This window comes from Bacillus sp. EE-W1 (assembly GCF_009760835.1).
Taxonomy (GTDB): domain Bacteria; phylum Bacillota; class Bacilli; order Bacillales; family Bacillaceae_G; genus Bacillus_A; species Bacillus_A wiedmannii.
Genome location: NZ_WIPE01000004.1, coordinates 1 through 17,834 on the forward strand (window position 1 = coordinate 1; position 17,834 = coordinate 17,834).

At 37.4% G+C, this 17,834-nt stretch carries 16 protein-coding genes; all 16 read left to right on the forward strand.

Annotated elements, in window-relative coordinates; translation table 11 throughout:
• Window positions 1-289: 289 nt before the first annotated feature.
• The 16 genes from spoIIE (at window position 290) to lysS (ending at window position 17,505) form a co-directional block, all read left to right on the forward strand.
• Window positions 290-2,761, forward strand: coding sequence for a stage II sporulation protein E (gene spoIIE, locus GFJ36_RS00260; RefSeq protein WP_001123543.1), 2,472 nt, complete (start codon window positions 290-292; stop codon window positions 2,759-2,761).
• 233 nt (window positions 2,762-2,994) lie between these two features.
• Window positions 2,995-4,425, forward strand: coding sequence for a tRNA lysidine(34) synthetase TilS (gene tilS, locus GFJ36_RS00265; RefSeq protein WP_000655443.1), 1,431 nt, complete (start codon window positions 2,995-2,997; stop codon window positions 4,423-4,425).
• Complete coding sequence (gene hpt, locus GFJ36_RS00270) at window positions 4,422-4,964, forward strand: hypoxanthine phosphoribosyltransferase (RefSeq protein WP_000981845.1); 543 nt, start codon at window positions 4,422-4,424, stop codon at window positions 4,962-4,964. Before tilS ends, hpt begins: the two co-directional genes overlap by 4 nt.
• 85 nt (window positions 4,965-5,049) lie before the next feature.
• A complete protein-coding gene (gene ftsH, locus GFJ36_RS00275) occupies window positions 5,050-6,951 on the forward strand; it encodes an ATP-dependent zinc metalloprotease FtsH (RefSeq protein WP_001079657.1) in 1,902 nt (633 codons plus the stop codon).
• 224 nt (window positions 6,952-7,175) lie between these two features.
• Window positions 7,176-7,964, forward strand: a complete 789-nt coding sequence (locus GFJ36_RS00280; protein WP_000578367.1) for a type III pantothenate kinase — start codon at window positions 7,176-7,178, stop codon at window positions 7,962-7,964.
• A gap of 6 nt (window positions 7,965-7,970) precedes the next feature.
• The gene (hslO, locus tag GFJ36_RS00285; protein WP_075313525.1) at window positions 7,971-8,846 is read left to right on the forward strand and encodes a redox-regulated molecular chaperone HslO; all 876 of its coding nucleotides are present in this window, start codon (window positions 7,971-7,973) and stop codon (window positions 8,844-8,846) included.
• A 113-nt stretch (window positions 8,847-8,959) separates the two neighbouring features.
• The gene (gene cysK, locus GFJ36_RS00290; RefSeq protein WP_087983740.1) at window positions 8,960-9,883 is read left to right on the forward strand and encodes a cysteine synthase A; all 924 of its coding nucleotides are present in this window, start codon (window positions 8,960-8,962) and stop codon (window positions 9,881-9,883) included.
• Between the two features lie 219 nt (window positions 9,884-10,102).
• Window positions 10,103-11,500, forward strand: a complete 1,398-nt coding sequence (pabB, locus tag GFJ36_RS00295; protein ID WP_098082708.1) for an aminodeoxychorismate synthase component I — start codon at window positions 10,103-10,105, stop codon at window positions 11,498-11,500.
• 5 nt (window positions 11,501-11,505) lie between these two features.
• Window positions 11,506-12,093 (forward strand): aminodeoxychorismate/anthranilate synthase component II, encoded by a 588-nt coding sequence (pabA, locus tag GFJ36_RS00300; RefSeq protein WP_000602298.1) that lies wholly within the window; start codon window positions 11,506-11,508, stop codon window positions 12,091-12,093.
• Window positions 12,087-12,959 carry an aminodeoxychorismate lyase gene (gene pabC / locus GFJ36_RS00305; RefSeq protein ID WP_157349421.1) on the forward strand — a complete coding sequence of 291 codons (873 nt, stop codon included), beginning with the start codon at window positions 12,087-12,089 and terminating at the stop codon, window positions 12,957-12,959. The genes pabA and pabC overlap by 7 nt, the downstream gene beginning before the upstream one ends.
• Window positions 12,934-13,794: a dihydropteroate synthase gene (folP, locus tag GFJ36_RS00310; RefSeq protein ID WP_048542168.1), complete on the forward strand. Its 861-nt coding sequence runs from the start codon at window positions 12,934-12,936 to the stop codon at window positions 13,792-13,794. The genes pabC and folP overlap by 26 nt, the downstream gene beginning before the upstream one ends.
• On the forward strand, window positions 13,795-14,157 hold the full coding sequence (gene folB / locus GFJ36_RS00315) for a dihydroneopterin aldolase (protein ID WP_000358076.1): 363 nt from the start codon (window positions 13,795-13,797) through the stop codon (window positions 14,155-14,157). It begins immediately after the preceding gene.
• Window positions 14,154-14,669, forward strand: coding sequence for a 2-amino-4-hydroxy-6-hydroxymethyldihydropteridine diphosphokinase (gene folK, locus GFJ36_RS00320; RefSeq protein WP_001059453.1), 516 nt, complete (start codon window positions 14,154-14,156; stop codon window positions 14,667-14,669). The genes folB and folK overlap by 4 nt, the downstream gene beginning before the upstream one ends.
• Complete coding sequence (locus tag GFJ36_RS00325) at window positions 14,621-14,824, forward strand: helix-turn-helix domain-containing protein (RefSeq protein WP_000387029.1); 204 nt, start codon at window positions 14,621-14,623, stop codon at window positions 14,822-14,824. Before folK ends, GFJ36_RS00325 begins: the two co-directional genes overlap by 49 nt.
• A 23-nt stretch (window positions 14,825-14,847) precedes the next feature.
• The gene (gene dusB, locus GFJ36_RS00330; RefSeq protein WP_000912237.1) at window positions 14,848-15,846 is read left to right on the forward strand and encodes a tRNA dihydrouridine synthase DusB; all 999 of its coding nucleotides are present in this window, start codon (window positions 14,848-14,850) and stop codon (window positions 15,844-15,846) included.
• A 159-nt stretch (window positions 15,847-16,005) separates the two neighbouring features.
• Entirely contained in the window at window positions 16,006-17,505 is a 1,500-nt protein-coding gene (gene lysS, locus GFJ36_RS00335) for a lysine--tRNA ligase (RefSeq protein ID WP_000369672.1), read from the forward strand.
• Window positions 17,506-17,834: the final 329 nt, after the last annotated feature.

Here is a 17,834-nt window from a genome sequence, read left to right on the forward strand (position 1 = left end):
TAACACGGGTTCGAATCCCGTACGGGTCATCCTAAAAAGATCATGCGAATTTGCATGATCTTTTTTTGTTAAATAAATTAAGACATACAACACTTCTACAAAATCACCCTATATTTTCTGAATGTTCAATTAAAATAGTGAGAATAAATTACATACCGTGTATATATGTAGAGTTATTTCGAATAAAAAGTCGAACGATTATAAAAGTGAAAACTGTTGTTTTGACAAAAATCCCAATAATCATCTTTTATAATGACAGTAATTAAACTATGCAGGTGGTGTTAAAAATATGCCTAAAGCAGGAAGGAATACTATGAATACAAGTGCATTGGCAATGAATGAGAGTCAGCTTGGAGCAGTAAAGTGGACGAGTAAGTTGCGAATGAAGTTTGAACAGGTTTTCTTTAGATGGGGATTTATTATTGTTGTTATTGGTTTTCTTTTGGGACGAGCATATATATTAACAAATATTTTACCGTTTGCACTGCCGTTTTTTGCTGCTGTTTATGTTATGAAGCGGGATAAAATGCCGCTCGCGTTCTTGGCTCTTATGGGGGGCGCACTTTCAGTTTCGATAGATAATTTATTCTTTACCTTTGCATCTATTTTTACTTTCTTCATTTATAATATCTTCTTTAGTCGGTTTACACGTAAAACTGTTGGGCTTGTTCCATTCCAAGTATTTATCTCCGCATTAACCGCACATTTAGTTGTCGTATATTTCGCGCAACAAACTGTCACCATGTACGATTTACTCGTTAGTACGATTGAGGCAGGGCTTAGCTTCGTATTAACTATGATATTTTTACAAAGTGTTCCGCTTTTAGTAGAACGAAAAGGTAAACAACAAGCGCTAGAGACAGAAGAAATTGTTTGTTTAATTATATTACTAGCATCTGTTTTAACAGGGACAACAGATTGGTTTGTATATGACGCTTCTATTCAACATATTTTTACTAGGTATTTAGTGCTCGTGTTTGCATTTATTGCGGGGGCTGCTACAGGATCTACAGTGGGGGTCGTCACTGGATTAATATTAAGTTTAGCCAATGTCTCCAGTTTGTCTCAACTTAGTCTACTTGCTTTTTCTGGGTTGCTTGGTGGTTTGTTAAAAGAAGGGAAGCGTTTAGGTGTTAGTTTAGGTTTATTAATTGGGACGAGCTTGATTACGCTATATGTAGACAAGCAAACAAACATTGTGACAACTTTAATTGAATCTGGTGTGGCGATTATGTTCTTCTTATTAACACCGAAACTTGTTATGGATCGTATTGCTAAATTCATGCCAGGCACACAGGAACATTCGCAAGATCAACAACAGTATTTAAGAAGGATGCGTGATGTTACAGCGAATAAAATTAATCAATTTGCCAATGTATTTGCTGCTTTATCTAATAGCTTTTCTGTATATGGATATGTGGAGGAGGAAGATAAAGAGACAGAAGCGGATTTGTTCTTAAGTACAATTACTGCAAAAACATGTCAAACATGCTTTAAAAAGGACCAATGCTGGGTAGTTAATTTCGACAAAACGTACGATTATATGAAACAAATAATGAGTGAAACGGAAGAGGGGACGTTGCAGCATAATCGGAAGTTAGTTCGTGAATGGGACAAGCATTGTGTGAGAGGGAAGAAAGTGACGGATTTAGTAGCGGGTGAATTAGATCACTTCTATGAAGGACAAAAATTACGAAAACAAATGAAAGAAAACCGTAGAATAGTAGCGGAGCAACTATTAGGTGTATCAAAAGTTATGGAGGATTTTGCTAAGGAGATCCAAAGAGAACGAGAAAATCATCAAGTGCAGGAAGAACAGATTATGCAAGCGTTTCGTGATTTTGGCGTAGAAGTAGAGCATGTTGATATATATTGTTTAGATAGAGGAAGTATTGATATTGAAATGTTGATTCCAGTTGCATCTAATGAACATGGAGAATGTGAAAAGTTAGTTGCGCCGATGCTTTCTGACATTCTAAAGGAAAATATTGTTGTTAAACATGAAGAAAAATCTTCTTATCCGAACGGCCACAGCTTAATATCATTTGGTTCGGCAAAAACGTATTCTCTTGATACTGGGTTGGCCACAGCTGCAAAAGGCGGTGGGTTTGTTTCTGGTGACTCTTATGCGATGATGGATTTAAGTGTTGGTAAATATGCGCTTGCAATTAGTGATGGTATGGGAAATGGGCAAAGAGCTCATATGGAGAGTAAAGAAACGGTAAAATTATTACAAAAAATACTTCAATCAGGCATTGATGAGGAAATAGCGATTAAATCTATCAATTCTATTCTTTCTTTAAGAACAACAGAAGAGATGTTTACGACGTTAGATTTAGCTATGGTGGATTTGCGGGATGCGAGTGCGAAATTTTTAAAGATTGGATCGACGCCGAGTTTTGTTAAACGCGCGAATAATATTTTGAAAATTGAGGCAAGTAATTTGCCGATGGGCATTATTGAGGATGTTGAAGTTGATGTAGTAGGTGAACAATTAAAAACGGGCGATATCCTTATTATGATGAGCGATGGGATTTTCGAGGGAGCGCAACATGTAGAAAATCATGAACTATGGATGAAACGAAAAATTAAAGAATTACAAACCGAAGATCCGCAAGAAATTGCTGATATCATTATGGAAGAGGTGATTCGCTCTTGTGATGGTTATATAAATGATGATATGACTATCGTTGTGGCGAAAGTGAAGAAAAATATGCCGAAGTGGGCTACGATTCCAATTGTAGGAATGCAGGCACAATAAATTTTAAGTGTGATGTTTCTTTATCACTGTTTCTTTCTAAAAACCTAGGTGGATGCCTAGGTTTTTTTACTTTAAAAGATAATGTTATTACTTTTGTGAATATGTACGGATGATGTAAGATAAAAATGTAATTTTTGTATATCTTTTTTTTGCACAATGTTTGTAAAAGTTGTACCATTATAAACAAGGTAACTAACGTTGCTGTTCTTGTTTAATGAAAGGTGATTACGAAGTTGAAAGATACATTTGTTGAAAAGGTAGATGACTTTGTAAAGCAGCATGATGTATTAAAGGAACGTTCAACAATTGTTGTAGGGGTTTCTGGTGGTCCTGACTCTTTGGCTCTTCTATATTATTTGTTAGAAAAAAGAGCAGCAAAACAGTTCGAAATTGTAGTGGCACATGTGGACCATATGTTTAGAGGTGATGAATCTCATGAGGACCTACAGTTTGTGCAGGACCTTTGTAAAGGGCTGGGAGTTATTTGCGAAACGATTAGGATTAATGTGTCGCAATATCAACAGCAACACGGAATGAATGCACAGGTTGCTGCTAGAGAATGCAGATATGCATTTTTGGAAAGAATAATGAAGAAATATGATGCGAGATATGTAGCTCTTGGACATCATGGTGATGATCAAGTAGAGACGATTTTAATGCGCCTTGTACGAGGGAGTACTCCGAAAGGATATGCAGGAATTGCAGTGAAGCGTCCTTTTCATAATGGATATTTAATTAGGCCGTTACTTGGAGTAACGAAGGAAGAGATTGTTGATTACTGTAATAAGCTAAAAATAATTCCCCGTATAGATCCAAGTAATAAAAAGGAAGTATATACAAGGAATCGATTACGCAAATATGTTCTTCCTCATTTGAAAGAAGAAAATTCACAAGTGCATGAGAAATTCCAAAAATTTAGCATGCAGATGCAAGAGGATGAGGCGTATTTGCAGGAATTAGCTTTTGAGAAAATGAATAAAGTAATTACAAAAAAAAGTGATAAACAAATTAGCTTATCAATTCCTGCCTTTGAATCCATGTCTATGCCTTTACAAAGAAGAGGGATTCAACTAATATTAAACTATCTTTATGAATATAAGATTCCATCTTCTCTTTCCTCTATACATATTGACAAAGTGATCGAGTTTTTTAAGCGGACACAACCTTCGGGTTCACTTGATTTCCCAGGTGATTTAAAAATTGTTCGCGCATACGAGGAGTGCAGCTTTGGATTTAAACAAGAAATTGTTTCTCCTTTTTTACAAGATTTATCAGTGCCCGGGACAATTACGCTATCGAACGGGGATAAGCTTGTAACAGAGGTGAGCGAAGACATACCAAGTAACATGAATGAAACAGTATTTGTTGCTAAGTATAATGATATATCATATCCACTTCGTATTCGTTCTAGAGAAAATGGAGATCGCATGTCAATACAAGGTATGAATGGCACAAAAAAGATAAAAACTATTTTTATCGAAGCAAAAGTACCAAGAGAAAAAAGAGAAGAATGGCCGGTCGTTTGTGATGCAAGTGGGAATATTATTTGGGTACCCTTGTTGAAGCGATCTGCATTTGCTATCTCGAAAGAGGCGGCAAAGAAGGATAAATATATGATTATTCACTACAAAAGCAAGGAGTCTTCCGGGAGGATAATGAAATGATGAATCAAGATATCGAAAAAGTATTAATTTCTGAAGAACAAATACAAGAAAAGGTGCGCGAATTAGGTGCGGTTATTGCAGAGGATTATAAAAACACAATACCTCTTGCGATTGGTGTATTAAAGGGCGCAATGCCATTCATGGCAGATTTATTAAAGAGAACAGATACATATCTTGAAATGGATTTTATGGCTGTATCTAGTTACGGTCACTCTACTGTTTCAACAGGCGAAGTGAAAATTTTAAAAGACCTTGATACTTCTGTAGAGGGTCGCGATATTTTAATCGTTGAAGATATTATTGATAGCGGTCTTACGCTAAGTTACTTAGTAGACCTATTCAAATATCGTAAAGCGAAGTCTGTAAAAATTGTTACGTTATTAGATAAGCCGACAGGCCGTAAGGTAGATTTGAAAGCGGATTATGTTGGGTTTACTGTTCCACATGAATTTGTTGTAGGGTATGGATTAGATTATAAAGAGCAGTACCGTAATCTTCCTTATGTAGGAGTATTAAAACCGAGTGTTTACTCAAATTAATTAAATGCAGGCGTCACAATTGTATAGGAAAGTTTTTCTATGTTACGATTTACTATAGTGTTTATGCCGTGAGAGGAGGTTAGGAATGAATCGTATCTTCCGTAATACCATCTTTTATTTACTGATATTCCTAGTAGTAATTGGAATCGTGAGCTATTTTAATGGTTCGACACAAAAAACGACATCAGTTAGCTACGATAAATTCATTACTAAACTAGAAAAAGGTGAAGTGCGTAATGTGCAACTTCAACCGAAAAATGGTGTATTTGAGGTAAAAGGACAATTTAACAACTCTAGCCAAGGAGAACAATTTGTTACTTATGCACCAAATACTGAGGAATTACAAAAGAAAATTAATGACAAAGCGCAAGGTGCTGAAGTTAAGTATCAACCAGCAGAAGAAACAAGTGCTTGGGTAACGTTCTTTACTTCTATCATTCCGTTCGTCATTATCTTCATTTTATTCTTCTTCTTATTAAACCAGGCTCAGGGCGGCGGTAGCCGTGTTATGAACTTCGGGAAAAGTAAGGCGAAGTTATATAATGACGAAAAGAAAAAAGTTCGTTTCAGAGATGTTGCTGGAGCGGATGAAGAGAAACAAGAGCTTGTTGAGGTAGTTGAATTCTTGAAAGATCCTCGTAAGTTCGCTGAAGTTGGTGCCCGTATTCCGAAGGGTGTTCTATTAGTAGGACCTCCAGGTACAGGTAAAACTTTACTAGCACGTGCCGTTGCAGGTGAGGCAGGCGTTCCATTCTTCTCTATCAGTGGTTCTGATTTCGTAGAGATGTTCGTCGGTGTCGGTGCATCACGTGTACGTGATTTATTCGAAAATGCAAAGAAAAATGCTCCTTGTATCATTTTCATTGATGAAATTGATGCGGTAGGACGTCAACGTGGCGCAGGTCTTGGTGGTGGCCATGATGAGCGTGAGCAAACGTTGAACCAATTACTTGTTGAAATGGATGGATTCGGTGCAAACGAAGGTATTATTATCATCGCTGCAACAAACCGTCCTGATATTCTTGATCCAGCGTTATTACGTCCAGGTCGTTTTGACCGTCAAATTACAGTAGATCGTCCAGATGTAAATGGCCGTGAAGCTGTGCTGAAAGTACATGCTCGTAATAAACCGCTTGATGATCATATAAACTTAAGAGCAATTGCAACTCGTACACCAGGGTTCTCTGGTGCGGATCTTGAAAACTTATTAAACGAAGCTGCTTTAGTGGCTGCGCGTCAAGATAAGAAGAAAATTGATATGAGTGACATTGATGAAGCAACGGATCGTGTTATTGCAGGTCCAGCTAAGAAAAGTCGTGTTATCTCTGAAAAAGAACGTAATATCGTTGCATTCCATGAAGCTGGCCATACTGTAATTGGTGTTGTCCTTGATGAAGCAGATATCGTTCATAAAGTAACAATTGTCCCTCGTGGTCAAGCTGGTGGATATGCAGTAATGCTTCCGAAAGAAGATCGTTACTTCATGACAAAACCAGAGTTACTTGATAAAATCACTGGTTTACTTGGTGGTCGAGTAGCTGAAGAGATTGTGTTTGGTGAAGCAAGTACAGGTGCTCACAACGACTTCCAACGTGCGACTGGTATTGCAAGACGTATGGTTACGGAATTCGGTATGAGTGATAAGCTTGGACCGATGCAATTCGGTAGCTCACAAGGTGGTCAAGTGTTCTTAGGAAGAGACTTCCATTCAGAACAAAACTACAGTGATGCAATTGCACATGAAATCGATGTGGAAATGCAAACTATTATAAAAGAATGTTATGCTCGCGCGAAACAAATTCTTACTGAAAAACGTGATAAGCTAGATATTATTGCGAAAACGTTACTTGAAGTAGAAACGTTAGATGCAGAGCAAATCAATCATTTATATGATTACGGCAGATTGCCAGAGCGTCCAACATCTTCAGATGATGTGAAAGTAAACATCAATATGAAGAAGGACGATGAAGAATCAGAAGATAAGTAAGAGATGAAGGAGTGACGATGGTCACTCCTTTTTTTATTTGTGGAACGAAATGAAGTAGAAAAAAATTTAAGTAAATCTGGTATTAAAAATTGAAATAGAGCGTAATCTTTTTGTAAAATGATGAGGATAGAAAAGCTGATTATATAAGTATGTGTGATATGATGTTTTTATAAGTTTTATACATACTGCACAAATATAGATTAAATAAGATAAGTGGTGAGAATATGATTTTTGTATTGGATGTAGGGAACACAAATGCTGTGCTAGGCGTGTTTGAAGAGGGGGAACTTCGTCAACATTGGCGCATGGAAACAGATCGTCATAAGACAGAAGATGAATATGGAATGCTTGTAAAGCAGTTGCTTGAGCATGAAGGTCTTTCGTTTGAAGATGTGAAAGGTATTATCGTGTCTTCAGTCGTACCACCAATTATGTTTGCATTAGAGCGCATGTGTGAAAAGTATTTTAAAATTAAACCGCTTGTAGTAGGTCCTGGAATAAAAACGGGGCTAAATATTAAATATGAAAATCCACGTGAAGTAGGCGCGGACCGAATTGTAAATGCGGTAGCAGGAATCCACTTGTATGGAAGTCCGCTTATTATTGTCGATTTCGGTACGGCTACTACATATTGTTATATTAACGAAGAAAAGCATTATATGGGTGGAGTTATTACGCCGGGAATTATGATTTCAGCAGAGGCTTTATATAGTAGAGCGGCAAAACTTCCTCGTATTGAAATTACAAAACCAAGCAGTGTTGTTGGAAAGAATACGGTAAGTGCAATGCAATCTGGTATTCTTTATGGTTATGTTGGACAAGTGGAAGGTATTGTTAAGCGTATGAAAGAGGAAGCTAAACAAGAACCGAAAGTTATTGCAACAGGTGGATTGGCGAAATTAATTTCAGAAGAATCGAATGTAATTGACGTTGTAGATCCATTTTTAACATTAAAAGGTTTGTATATGTTATACGAGCGTAATGCAAATTTACAGCATGAGAAAGGTGAATAAATGAGTATGAAAGATTATTTAGTAAAAGCGTTAGCATTTGATGGAGAAGTGCGTGCATATAGTGTGCGTACTACAAACACAGTAAGTGAGGCGCAAAGACGTCATGATACATGGAGAACAGCTTCGGCGGCACTTGGTCGTTCTTTAACTGCAGGTACAATGATGGGCGCGATGTTAAAAGGTGACCAAAAGTTAACGATTAAGGTAGAAGGTAATGGTCCGATTGGTCCTATCTTAGTAGATGCTCATGCAAATGGGGATGTACGTGGTTATGTAACGAATCCACATGTTGATTTTGAAGGAACGGAACAAGGGAAATTACGTGTATATCAAGCGGTAGGTACTGAGGGATTTGTAACAGTAATTAAAGATATTGGTATGCGTGAGCCGTTTATTGGTCAATCTCCAATTGTTTCAGGAGAATTAGGGGAAGACTTCACGTATTATTTTGCAGTTTCTGAGCAAACACCTTCTTCTGTAGGAGTTGGCGTTCTTGTAAATGGAGATGACAGCGTATTAGCGGCAGGTGGATTTATCCTTCAAATTATGCCAGGTGCACAGGAAGAAACAATTTCATTCATTGAAGATCGTTTGCAGAAGATTCCTCCTGTATCAACGTTAATTGAACAAGGGCTTTCTCCAGAAGAGTTACTGTATGCAGTTCTTGGAGAAGATAAAGTGAAAGTGTTAGAAACGATGGATGTTCAATTTAATTGCACATGCTCACGCGAACGTATTGAGAGTGTGTTAATTAGTTTAGGTAAAACAGAGTTAGAGCAAATTCGCGAAGAAGAAGAAGAGACAGAAGTTCATTGTCATTTCTGTAATGAGCGATACAAGTTCTCTAAAGAAGATATTACAAATTTAATTGAGAGTTTGTAATAAGGGAAGTGAGGGAATCCACCCTCTAAATAGATTGACAAACAGGGAATTTTCTGACAAAATCTAAATATAGATAAAACCAATAAAAATACTCGGTGTTAGGAGTGACAGGAATGCGAGTGGCACAATCAGTTTCAGAATTAATCGGGAAAACGCCGATCGTTAAGTTGAACCGCATCGTAGAATCAAACAGCGCAGATATATACTTAAAATTAGAATTTATGAATCCAGGGAGCAGTGTTAAAGATCGTATTGCATTAGCTATGATTGAAGATGCTGAAAAAAAAGGATTATTAAAAGAAGGCGATACAATCATTGAGCCAACAAGTGGTAACACAGGAATTGGTTTAGCGATGGTAGCGGCCGCTAAAGGATATAAGGCAATTTTAGTAATGCCAGAAACAATGAGTATTGAGCGTCGTAATTTATTACGTGCTTACGGTGCGGAATTAGTATTGACTCCAGGGCCTGAAGGAATGGGTGGAGCGATTCGTCAAGCGACTGAATTAGCAAAAGAGCATGGCTACTTTATACCACAACAGTTCAAAAACCAATCGAATCCAGAAATTCATCGTTTAACAACAGGGCCAGAAATTGTTGAACAAATGGGTGACCAATTAGATGCGTTTATTGCAGGTATTGGTACAGGTGGAACGATTACTGGTGCTGGTGAAGTGTTGAAGGAAGCGTATAAAGATATTAAAATTTATGCAGTAGAACCTGCGGATTCACCAGTACTATCTGGTGGGAAACCGGGTCCACATAAAATCCAAGGAATCGGTGCGGGATTCATCCCAGAGACATTGGATGTAGAGGTATATGATGAAATTATTCAAGTAAAAGCAGAGCAAGCATTTGAATATGCAAGAAGAGTGGCTAAAGAGGAAGGTATTTTAGTGGGTATCTCTTCTGGAGCAGTTATTTATGCAGCAACAGAAATTGCGAAAAAGTTAGGTAAAGGGAAAAAGGTACTTGTTATTATCCCAAGTAACGGTGAACGTTATTTAAGTACACCGCTTTATCAATTTGAGTCTTAATTATATGTGATTGAAAAAGCATCCTTGAAAAGGATGCTTTTTCTTTTTGGATTGGAAATAGGAAAAGAGTGAATGACTAGAAAACTTCATGTAAAATAAGAGGTAGTATAATTAATTTATTTTCACTAGCCTTCGAGTATAACCACTTTATATATATAACGAATGTAGTTTGAGGTGGTTAATCTAAGAGGGTGGGATAAAAGAAGACGGGGTGTTGATATGCAACGAAGAAAATCTTTAGCGCTTTCTATTCCATATCAGTTAGATTTCTTTAAGCAGTATAAATTTCTTTCTAAGGATAAACCGCAACATATTTTGTTAGAGAGTGGACGTGGCGGTCGTTATAACATTGTGGGGTTGAACCCAGTAGCGGTAATCCGAGGGAAGGGTGAAACGTTACATATAAGCGAAAGTGGTAAGGAAACAATAAAACAAGGAAACCCATTAGATTTAATGCAGGAATATATGGAGCGATGGAAAACGGACTATAATCCGGAATACCCTCCATTTCAAGGTGGTGCAATTGGTTACTTTAGTTATGATTGCATCCGTTATATTGAAAAACTCCCTTCCCATGCGGAGGATGACATTAATATACCTGATATATTCTTTTTATTATTTGATGATGTGTTTGTTTATGATCAAAAAGAAAAAGTATTATGGATTATTACACATTATGTAGATAAGCATGAAGAGGCAAAAGAGCGATTAAATGAATGGAAGATTCTTTGGGCGACAGAAGCGACAGAAGTGAATATACCTTTTGCATGCCCTGAAGAGAAAAGTGAAACAGTTGCTTTTACAGAAGAAAGTTTTATGAAGGCAGTTGAATGTATTCAAGAATATATTGGGGCTGGTGATGTGTTCCAAGTAAACTTGTCGACAAGGCAAGAAAGAACGTTACAAACACACCCACTAGAAATCTATACAAGTCTTCGTGAGATTAATCCATCTCCATATATGGGTTACTTGGAGCTCGGGGATTTTCAAATTGTTAGTGGATCGCCAGAGTTGCTAATTAAGAAAGAGGGAACCGAAGTAAGTACAAGACCGATTGCTGGAACGAGATCTAGAGGGGCGAATGAGCAAGAGGATGAAGAATTAGCAAAAGAGTTAATTGAGAACGAAAAAGAAAGAGCAGAGCACGTCATGCTTGTGGATTTAGAACGAAATGATTTAGGGCGTGTTTGTAAATATGGCACTGTAGAAGTAGATGAATTTATGGTAATTGAGAAATACTCACATGTTATGCATATTGTTTCTAATGTGCGTGGTGAGGTGGAAGAAGATAAAGATGCTTTTGATTTAGTGAAGGCTGTATTCCCTGGGGGAACAATTACTGGTGCCCCGAAAATACGTACGATGGAAATTATTGAAGAATTAGAACCTGTTCGCCGAGGGATTTACACAGGTTCAATCGGGTGGATCGGTTATTCTGGAGATACAGAATTGAATATTGTAATTAGAACACTGCTTGCTAAAGATGGAAAAGCGCATGTACAAGCAGGAGCGGGAATTGTAATTGATTCGAATCCGGAAAATGAATATAAAGAGTCGTTAAAAAAGGCGATTGCTTTATGGCGTGCAAAAGAACGTAGCGAAGAAACGGTTAGGTGAGAGAAATGATATTAATGATTGATAATTATGATTCTTTTACATTTAATTTAGTGCAGTTTCTTGGAGAACTTGGACAAGAGCTTGTTGTTAAACGTAACGATGAAGTGACTATTTCAGATATTGAGAATATGAAACCAGACTTTTTAATGATTTCGCCAGGTCCGTGTAGTCCTAATGAAGCAGGTATTAGTATGGAGGTTATTCAATACTTTGCTGGAAAGATTCCGATTTTTGGGGTTTGTCTTGGACATCAATCCATTGCACAAGTGTTTGGCGGAGAGGTTATACGTGCGGAGCGCTTAATGCATGGGAAAACGTCGCTTATGCATCATGACGGAAAGACGATTTTTTCGGATATCCCTAATCCGTTTACTGCGACACGTTATCATTCCCTTATCGTTAAGAAAGAGACGTTACCTGATTGCTTAGAGGTAACATCTTGGACAGAAGAAGGGGAAATTATGGCGCTCCGTCATACAACATTACCGATTGAAGGTGTACAGTTCCATCCAGAATCAATTATGACTTCCCACGGGAAAGAGTTGTTGCAGAATTTCATTCGTAAATACAGCCCAAGTGTGACATCGTGTTAATTTACGTAAATGGTGAGTATGTAGAAGCAAGTGAAGCGAGAATTTCTCCTTATGATCATGGTTATTTATATGGTCTTGGAGTTTTTGAGACATTTCGTATTTATAATGGTCATCCTTTCTTATTGGATGATCATTATGACCGTTTAATAGATGCACTGGATACATTGCAAATTAAATGGACAATGACGAAAGATGAAGTACTGCTTATTTTGAAGAATTTACTCGTTAAGAATGAATTAGAGCATGCATATGTACGCTTTAATGTATCAGCGGGTATAGATGAAATTGGATTGCAAACGGAATTGTATGAAGAGCCGTCTGTTATTGTTTTTATAAAACCTTTAGCAGCCCCCGAAGATGTAGTGGAAAAAGAAGGGGTTGTTTTAAAACAAGTGCGAAATACACCAGAGGGTGCGTCTCGCTTAAAGTCTCATCATTATTTAAATAACATTTTAGGAAAACGTGAAATTGGAAATGTTGTGAATAAGGAAGGTATTTTCCTTACTGAAACAGGTTATGTTGCAGAGGGTATTGTTTCGAATCTCTTTTTCGTGAAAGGTGATATTTTGTATACACCTTCGCTAAAAACAGGGATTTTAAATGGTATCACTCGTGCGTTTATTATAAAGGTTGCTGAAGAGCTGGGCATCGAAGTGAAGGAAGGTTTCTTTACAAAAGATGAATTACTTTCAGCTGATGAAGTCTTCGTAACAAACTCGATTCAAGAAATTGTCCCGCTTTATCATATAGAGGGACAAGATTTCCCGGGTAAAGTAGGTATGGTTACAAAAAGGTTTATGAGTCTTTATGAAATGCAGAGAGAGAAATTGTGGAGCAGAAATGAATTGCGAAGAGGAGATGTGTAGTTTGAAGTGGGATTATGATTTGCGCTGCGGCGAATATACATTGAACTTAAATGAAAAAACTTTAATTATGGGGATTTTAAATGTAACACCAGATTCTTTTTCTGATGGTGGGAGTTACAACGAGGTAGAGGCTGCGGTGCGCCATGCGAAAGAAATGCGAGATGAAGGTGCTCATATTATTGATATCGGCGGTGAATCTACTCGCCCGGGTTTTGCTAAAGTATCGGTGGAAGAAGAAATAAAGCGAGTTGTTCCGATGATTCAGGCGGTTGCAAAAGAAGTGGAATTGCCTATTTCTATCGACACGTATAAAGCTGAAGTTGCAAAACAAGCAATCGAAGCTGGCGCTCATATTATTAATGACGTTTGGGGAGCGAAGGCGGAACCAAAAATCGCTGAAGTTGCAGCTCATTATGATGTACCTATTATCTTGATGCATAATCGCGATAACATGAATTACCGCAATTTAATGGCTGATATGATTGCTGATTTATATGAAAGCATCAAAATTGCTAAAGATGCTGGCGTGCGAGATGAGAATATCATTTTAGACCCAGGCATCGGTTTTGCTAAAACACCTGAACAAAATTTAGAAGCGATGCGTAATTTAGAACAGTTAAACGTACTGGGTTATCCAGTTCTCTTAGGTACTTCAAGAAAGTCCTTTATTGGACATGTGTTAGATTTACCGGTAGAGGAACGTCTTGAGGGAACAGGAGCTACCGTTTGTCTCGGCATTGAAAAGGGTTGTGAGTTTGTTCGTGTTCATGATGTGAAGGAAATGGCACGTATGGCTAAGATGATGGATGCGATGATTGGTAAGGGGGTAAAGTAATTGGATAAAATTTATGTTCATGATATGGAGTTTTACGGTTATCATGGTGTATTCCCAGAGGAAAATAAATTGGGTCAGAGATTTAAAGTGGACTTAACGGTGGAGTTGGATTTGAAACAGGCAGGAGAAAGTGATGACTTAGAGCATTCTGTCAATTATGGAGAGCTTTTCGAGTTATGTAGAAAAGTTGTTGAAGATAGAACGTATAAGCTTGTAGAGAGTATCGCTGAAAATATTGCTGCAGATATATTAAAACAATATGAGAGTATTTTCCGTTGTACAATTAAAGTAATTAAACCAGATCCGCCGATACCTGGGCATTATCGTGCTGTAGCAGTGGAAATTACGAGAGAACGTCCATGAATAATATAGCTTACATTGCATTAGGTTCAAATATCGGAGAACGTTATACGTATTTAACTGAAGCGATTCAGTTTTTAAACAAAAACCCGTATATCCAAGTTAACGATATTTCATCTGTATATGAAACAGAGCCAGTTGGCTATACTGACCAAAGTTGCTTTTTAAATTTAGTTATAAAAATTTCTACCAATTTATCACCGCAAGAATTATTGAAAATCACACAAAGAGTAGAGAATGATTTAGGAAGAAAAAGGGAAATTAGATGGGGGCCGAGGACCATCGACCTTGACATTTTACTATATAATCAAGAAAATATTGAAGCAGAGAATCTTATTGTTCCGCATCCGCGGATGTTCGAAAGAGCTTTTGTTATCGTTCCGTTGTTAGAGATTAATCAAGATATAAAACAAAACATTTCACGTTCACAAGTAGAAGAAATGAAAAGGCGAGAGGGAGTAACGGTATGGAAGCAGAAAAATGGGGAAGACGCATTCGTGCTTTTCGAAAGCTAAAAGGTTATACACAAGAAGGTTTTGCGAAAGAGTTAGGGGTATCTGTATCTGTTTTAGGTGAAGTTGAGAGAGGGAATCGATCGCCTTCCCAAGATTTTGTAGTGGAAGTTGCTAAGGCATTAAAGGTTTCAGTGGAGGAATTAATGCCGAAGTGACTATGAAGGAAGGAGTAAGTCGAGTGTTAAAGATTGCAAATATTGAGATGAAAAACCCGGTTGTATTAGCACCGATGGCGGGAGTGTGTAACTCTGCATTCCGTTTAACAGTAAAAGAATTTGGTGCAGGTTTAGTTTGTGCTGAAATGGTAAGTGATAAAGCGATATTACTTAATAACAAAAGAACATTAGATATGTTATATATTGATGAAAGAGAAAAGCCATTAAGTTTACAAATTTTTGGTGGAGAGAAAGAAACTCTTGTAGATGCTGCGAAATACGTAGATAAATATACGACAGCAGACATTATTGATATTAATATGGGTTGCCCAGTACCGAAAATCATTAAGTGTGACGCGGGAGCAAAGTGGCTTTTAGACCCAAATAAAATATATGAAATGGTAGCGGCAGTTGTAGATGCTGTTGAAAAGCCGGTTACAGTTAAGATGCGTATTGGTTGGGATGCAGATCATATTTTTGCAATTGAGAATGCAAAAGCTGTTGAGCGTGCTGGCGGACAAGCGGTAGCGGTTCATGGACGTACACGAGTACAAATGTATGAAGGGAAAGCGGATTGGGATATTATTAAACAAGTAAAGCAAGCTGTAAATATCCCGGTTATCGGAAATGGTGATGTCGAAACGCCACAAGATGCAAAGCGTATGCTTGATGAAATTGGTGTAGACGGTGTTATGATTGGTCGCGCTGCCCTTGGGGACCCGTGGATGATTTATCGTACGGTAAAGTATTTGGAAACAGGTGAATTAATGCCGGAACCGACAGTGCGTGAGAAAATTGACGTATGTATGTTGCATCTAGATCGTCTTATCGATTTAAAGAACGAAAATGTCGCTGTAAGAGAGATGAGAAAGCATGCAGCTTGGTATTTAAAGGGTGTTCGTGGTAATGCAACTGTACGTAATGGTATCAATGCTTGTAATACGCGTGAGGACCTTGCGAATGTATTAGGTGCATTTGTAGAAGAAGTAGAAGCGAAACAACAAACAATTCACGTTGGTTAATAATAGATAGGGAAGATTGACATTCTTCTATACACTTCCTATAATTACGTGAAAGAAAGAAGAACTGCCAGCTAGTTGCTGGCAGTTTTTCTAGTTGAGTAGAAAATGCTATACTGTATATATTGTAAAAATTAATAGAGCTGGAGTGATATCAATACCATGGATAACATGAACCACGAAGAATTAAACGACCAATTGCTTGTTCGTCGTGAAAAGTTACATAACTTACGTGAGCAAGGAATCGATCCGTTTGGTAAACGATTTGAACGTACAAATGCAACAAATGACTTATTAAGCTTATATGGAGAGTTCTCTAAAGAAGAATTAGAAGAGAAAGAAATCTCTGTTTCTATCGCTGGTCGTATTATGACAAAACGCGGTAAAGGAAAAGCTGGATTTGCACATATTCAAGATTTACATGGACAAGTTCAAATTTATGTTCGTAAAGATGCTGTTGGAGATGAAGAGTACGAATTATTTAAAACAGCAGATTTAGGTGATTTAGTAGGTATTGAAGGTAAAGTGTTCAAAACGAACGTTGGAGAACTTTCGGTGAAGGCAACGGGCTTTACACTATTAACGAAATCTCTTCGTCCATTACCGGATAAATATCATGGATTAAAAGATGTTGAACAACGCTACCGTCAACGTTACTTAGACTTAATCACAAGTATGGAAAGCCGTGAAACATTCGTTACTCGCAGTAAAATCATTCGTGAAATGAGAAGATACTTAGATGACAATGGTTATCTTGAAGTGGAAACACCTATGATGCATGCAATTGCAGGTGGAGCTTCTGCGCGTCCTTTCATTACGCACCATAATGCGTTAGATATGGAATTATACATGCGTATCGCAATTGAACTTCATTTAAAACGCCTTATTGTGGGTGGATTAGAAAAAGTTTATGAAATCGGTCGTGTATTCCGTAATGAGGGTGTATCAACTCGTCATAATCCAGAGTTTACAATGATTGAATTATATGAAGCGTATGCTGATTATAAAGATATTATGAAACTAACAGAAAATATGGTTGCGCATATTGCGAAGCAAGTACTAGGTACAACAACAATCCAATATGGTGATTATGAAATTAATCTAGAACCAGAATGGACACGTCTTCATATGGTAGATGCAATCAAGGAACATTCTGGAGCAGATTTCTGGAATCCAATGAGTGTAGAAGAAGCGCGTGAACTTGCAAAAGAACATAATGTAGGTATTAAGGATACGATGGAAGTTGGTCATATTATAAACGAATTCTTCGAACAAAAAGTAGAAGATAAATTAATTCAACCAACATTTATTTACGGTCATCCAGTAGAAATTTCGCCACTTGCGAAAAAGAATGACGAAGATCCACGATTCACAGATCGTTTCGAATTATTTATCGTTGCACGTGAACATGCAAATGCATTCACTGAGCTAAATGATCCGATTGATCAAAAAGAACGCTTTGAAGCGCAATTAAAAGAGCGCGAACAAGGTAATGATGAAGCTCACATGATGGATGATGATTATATTGAAGCTCTTGAGTACGGTATGCCTCCTACAGGTGGGCTAGGAATTGGTATTGATCGTCTTGTTATGTTGTTAACGAATGCACCATCTATTCGTGATGTATTATTATTCCCTGCTATGCGTCATAAACAAGACTAAGCTTTGGAGATTTCTCCAAAGCTTTTTTTATTTGAGTATGAGCTACGTAGGGATAGTAGCTCTTGATGGTGCGAGAAATTATATTTATATAGAAGAAATGTGCTGTTTTTATACTTTTTTACTAAGTTAAAAATTTTATTAGAAAAACTATTGCATTTTAATAATCAAACTGGTATATTTATATTCGTTGCCACGAAAGGTAACAAGTAAAACAAACGAAAAACAACTTATTGAAAAAAGTTGTTGACGAAAATATAACGAAATGTTATATTAATAAAGTCGCTTCTGAGCGGCAGATGAGTTCTTTGAAAACTGAACGAAACAAACAA

Excerpts from the sequence above, each read along its gene's own strand:
- ftsH (WP_001079657.1), top strand. The coding sequence starts at position 5,050 with ATGAATCGTATCTTCCGTAATACCATCTTTTATTTACTGATATTCCTA.
- pabA (WP_000602298.1), top strand. The coding sequence starts at position 11,506 with ATGATATTAATGATTGATAATTATGATTCTTTTACATTTAATTTAGTG.
- pabB (WP_098082708.1), top strand. The coding sequence starts at position 10,103 with ATGCAACGAAGAAAATCTTTAGCGCTTTCTATTCCATATCAGTTAGAT.
- spoIIE (WP_001123543.1), top strand. The coding sequence starts at position 290 with ATGCCTAAAGCAGGAAGGAATACTATGAATACAAGTGCATTGGCAATG.
- GFJ36_RS00280 (WP_000578367.1), top strand. The coding sequence starts at position 7,176 with ATGATTTTTGTATTGGATGTAGGGAACACAAATGCTGTGCTAGGCGTG.
- lysS (WP_000369672.1), top strand. The coding sequence starts at position 16,006 with ATGGATAACATGAACCACGAAGAATTAAACGACCAATTGCTTGTTCGT.
- hslO (WP_075313525.1), top strand. The coding sequence starts at position 7,971 with ATGAAAGATTATTTAGTAAAAGCGTTAGCATTTGATGGAGAAGTGCGT.
- folK (WP_001059453.1), top strand. The coding sequence starts at position 14,154 with ATGAATAATATAGCTTACATTGCATTAGGTTCAAATATCGGAGAACGT.
- GFJ36_RS00325 (WP_000387029.1), top strand. The coding sequence starts at position 14,621 with ATGGAAGCAGAAAAATGGGGAAGACGCATTCGTGCTTTTCGAAAGCTA.
- folP (WP_048542168.1), top strand. The coding sequence starts at position 12,934 with ATGAATTGCGAAGAGGAGATGTGTAGTTTGAAGTGGGATTATGATTTG.
- hpt (WP_000981845.1), top strand. The coding sequence starts at position 4,422 with ATGATGAATCAAGATATCGAAAAAGTATTAATTTCTGAAGAACAAATA.
- cysK (WP_087983740.1), top strand. The coding sequence starts at position 8,960 with ATGCGAGTGGCACAATCAGTTTCAGAATTAATCGGGAAAACGCCGATC.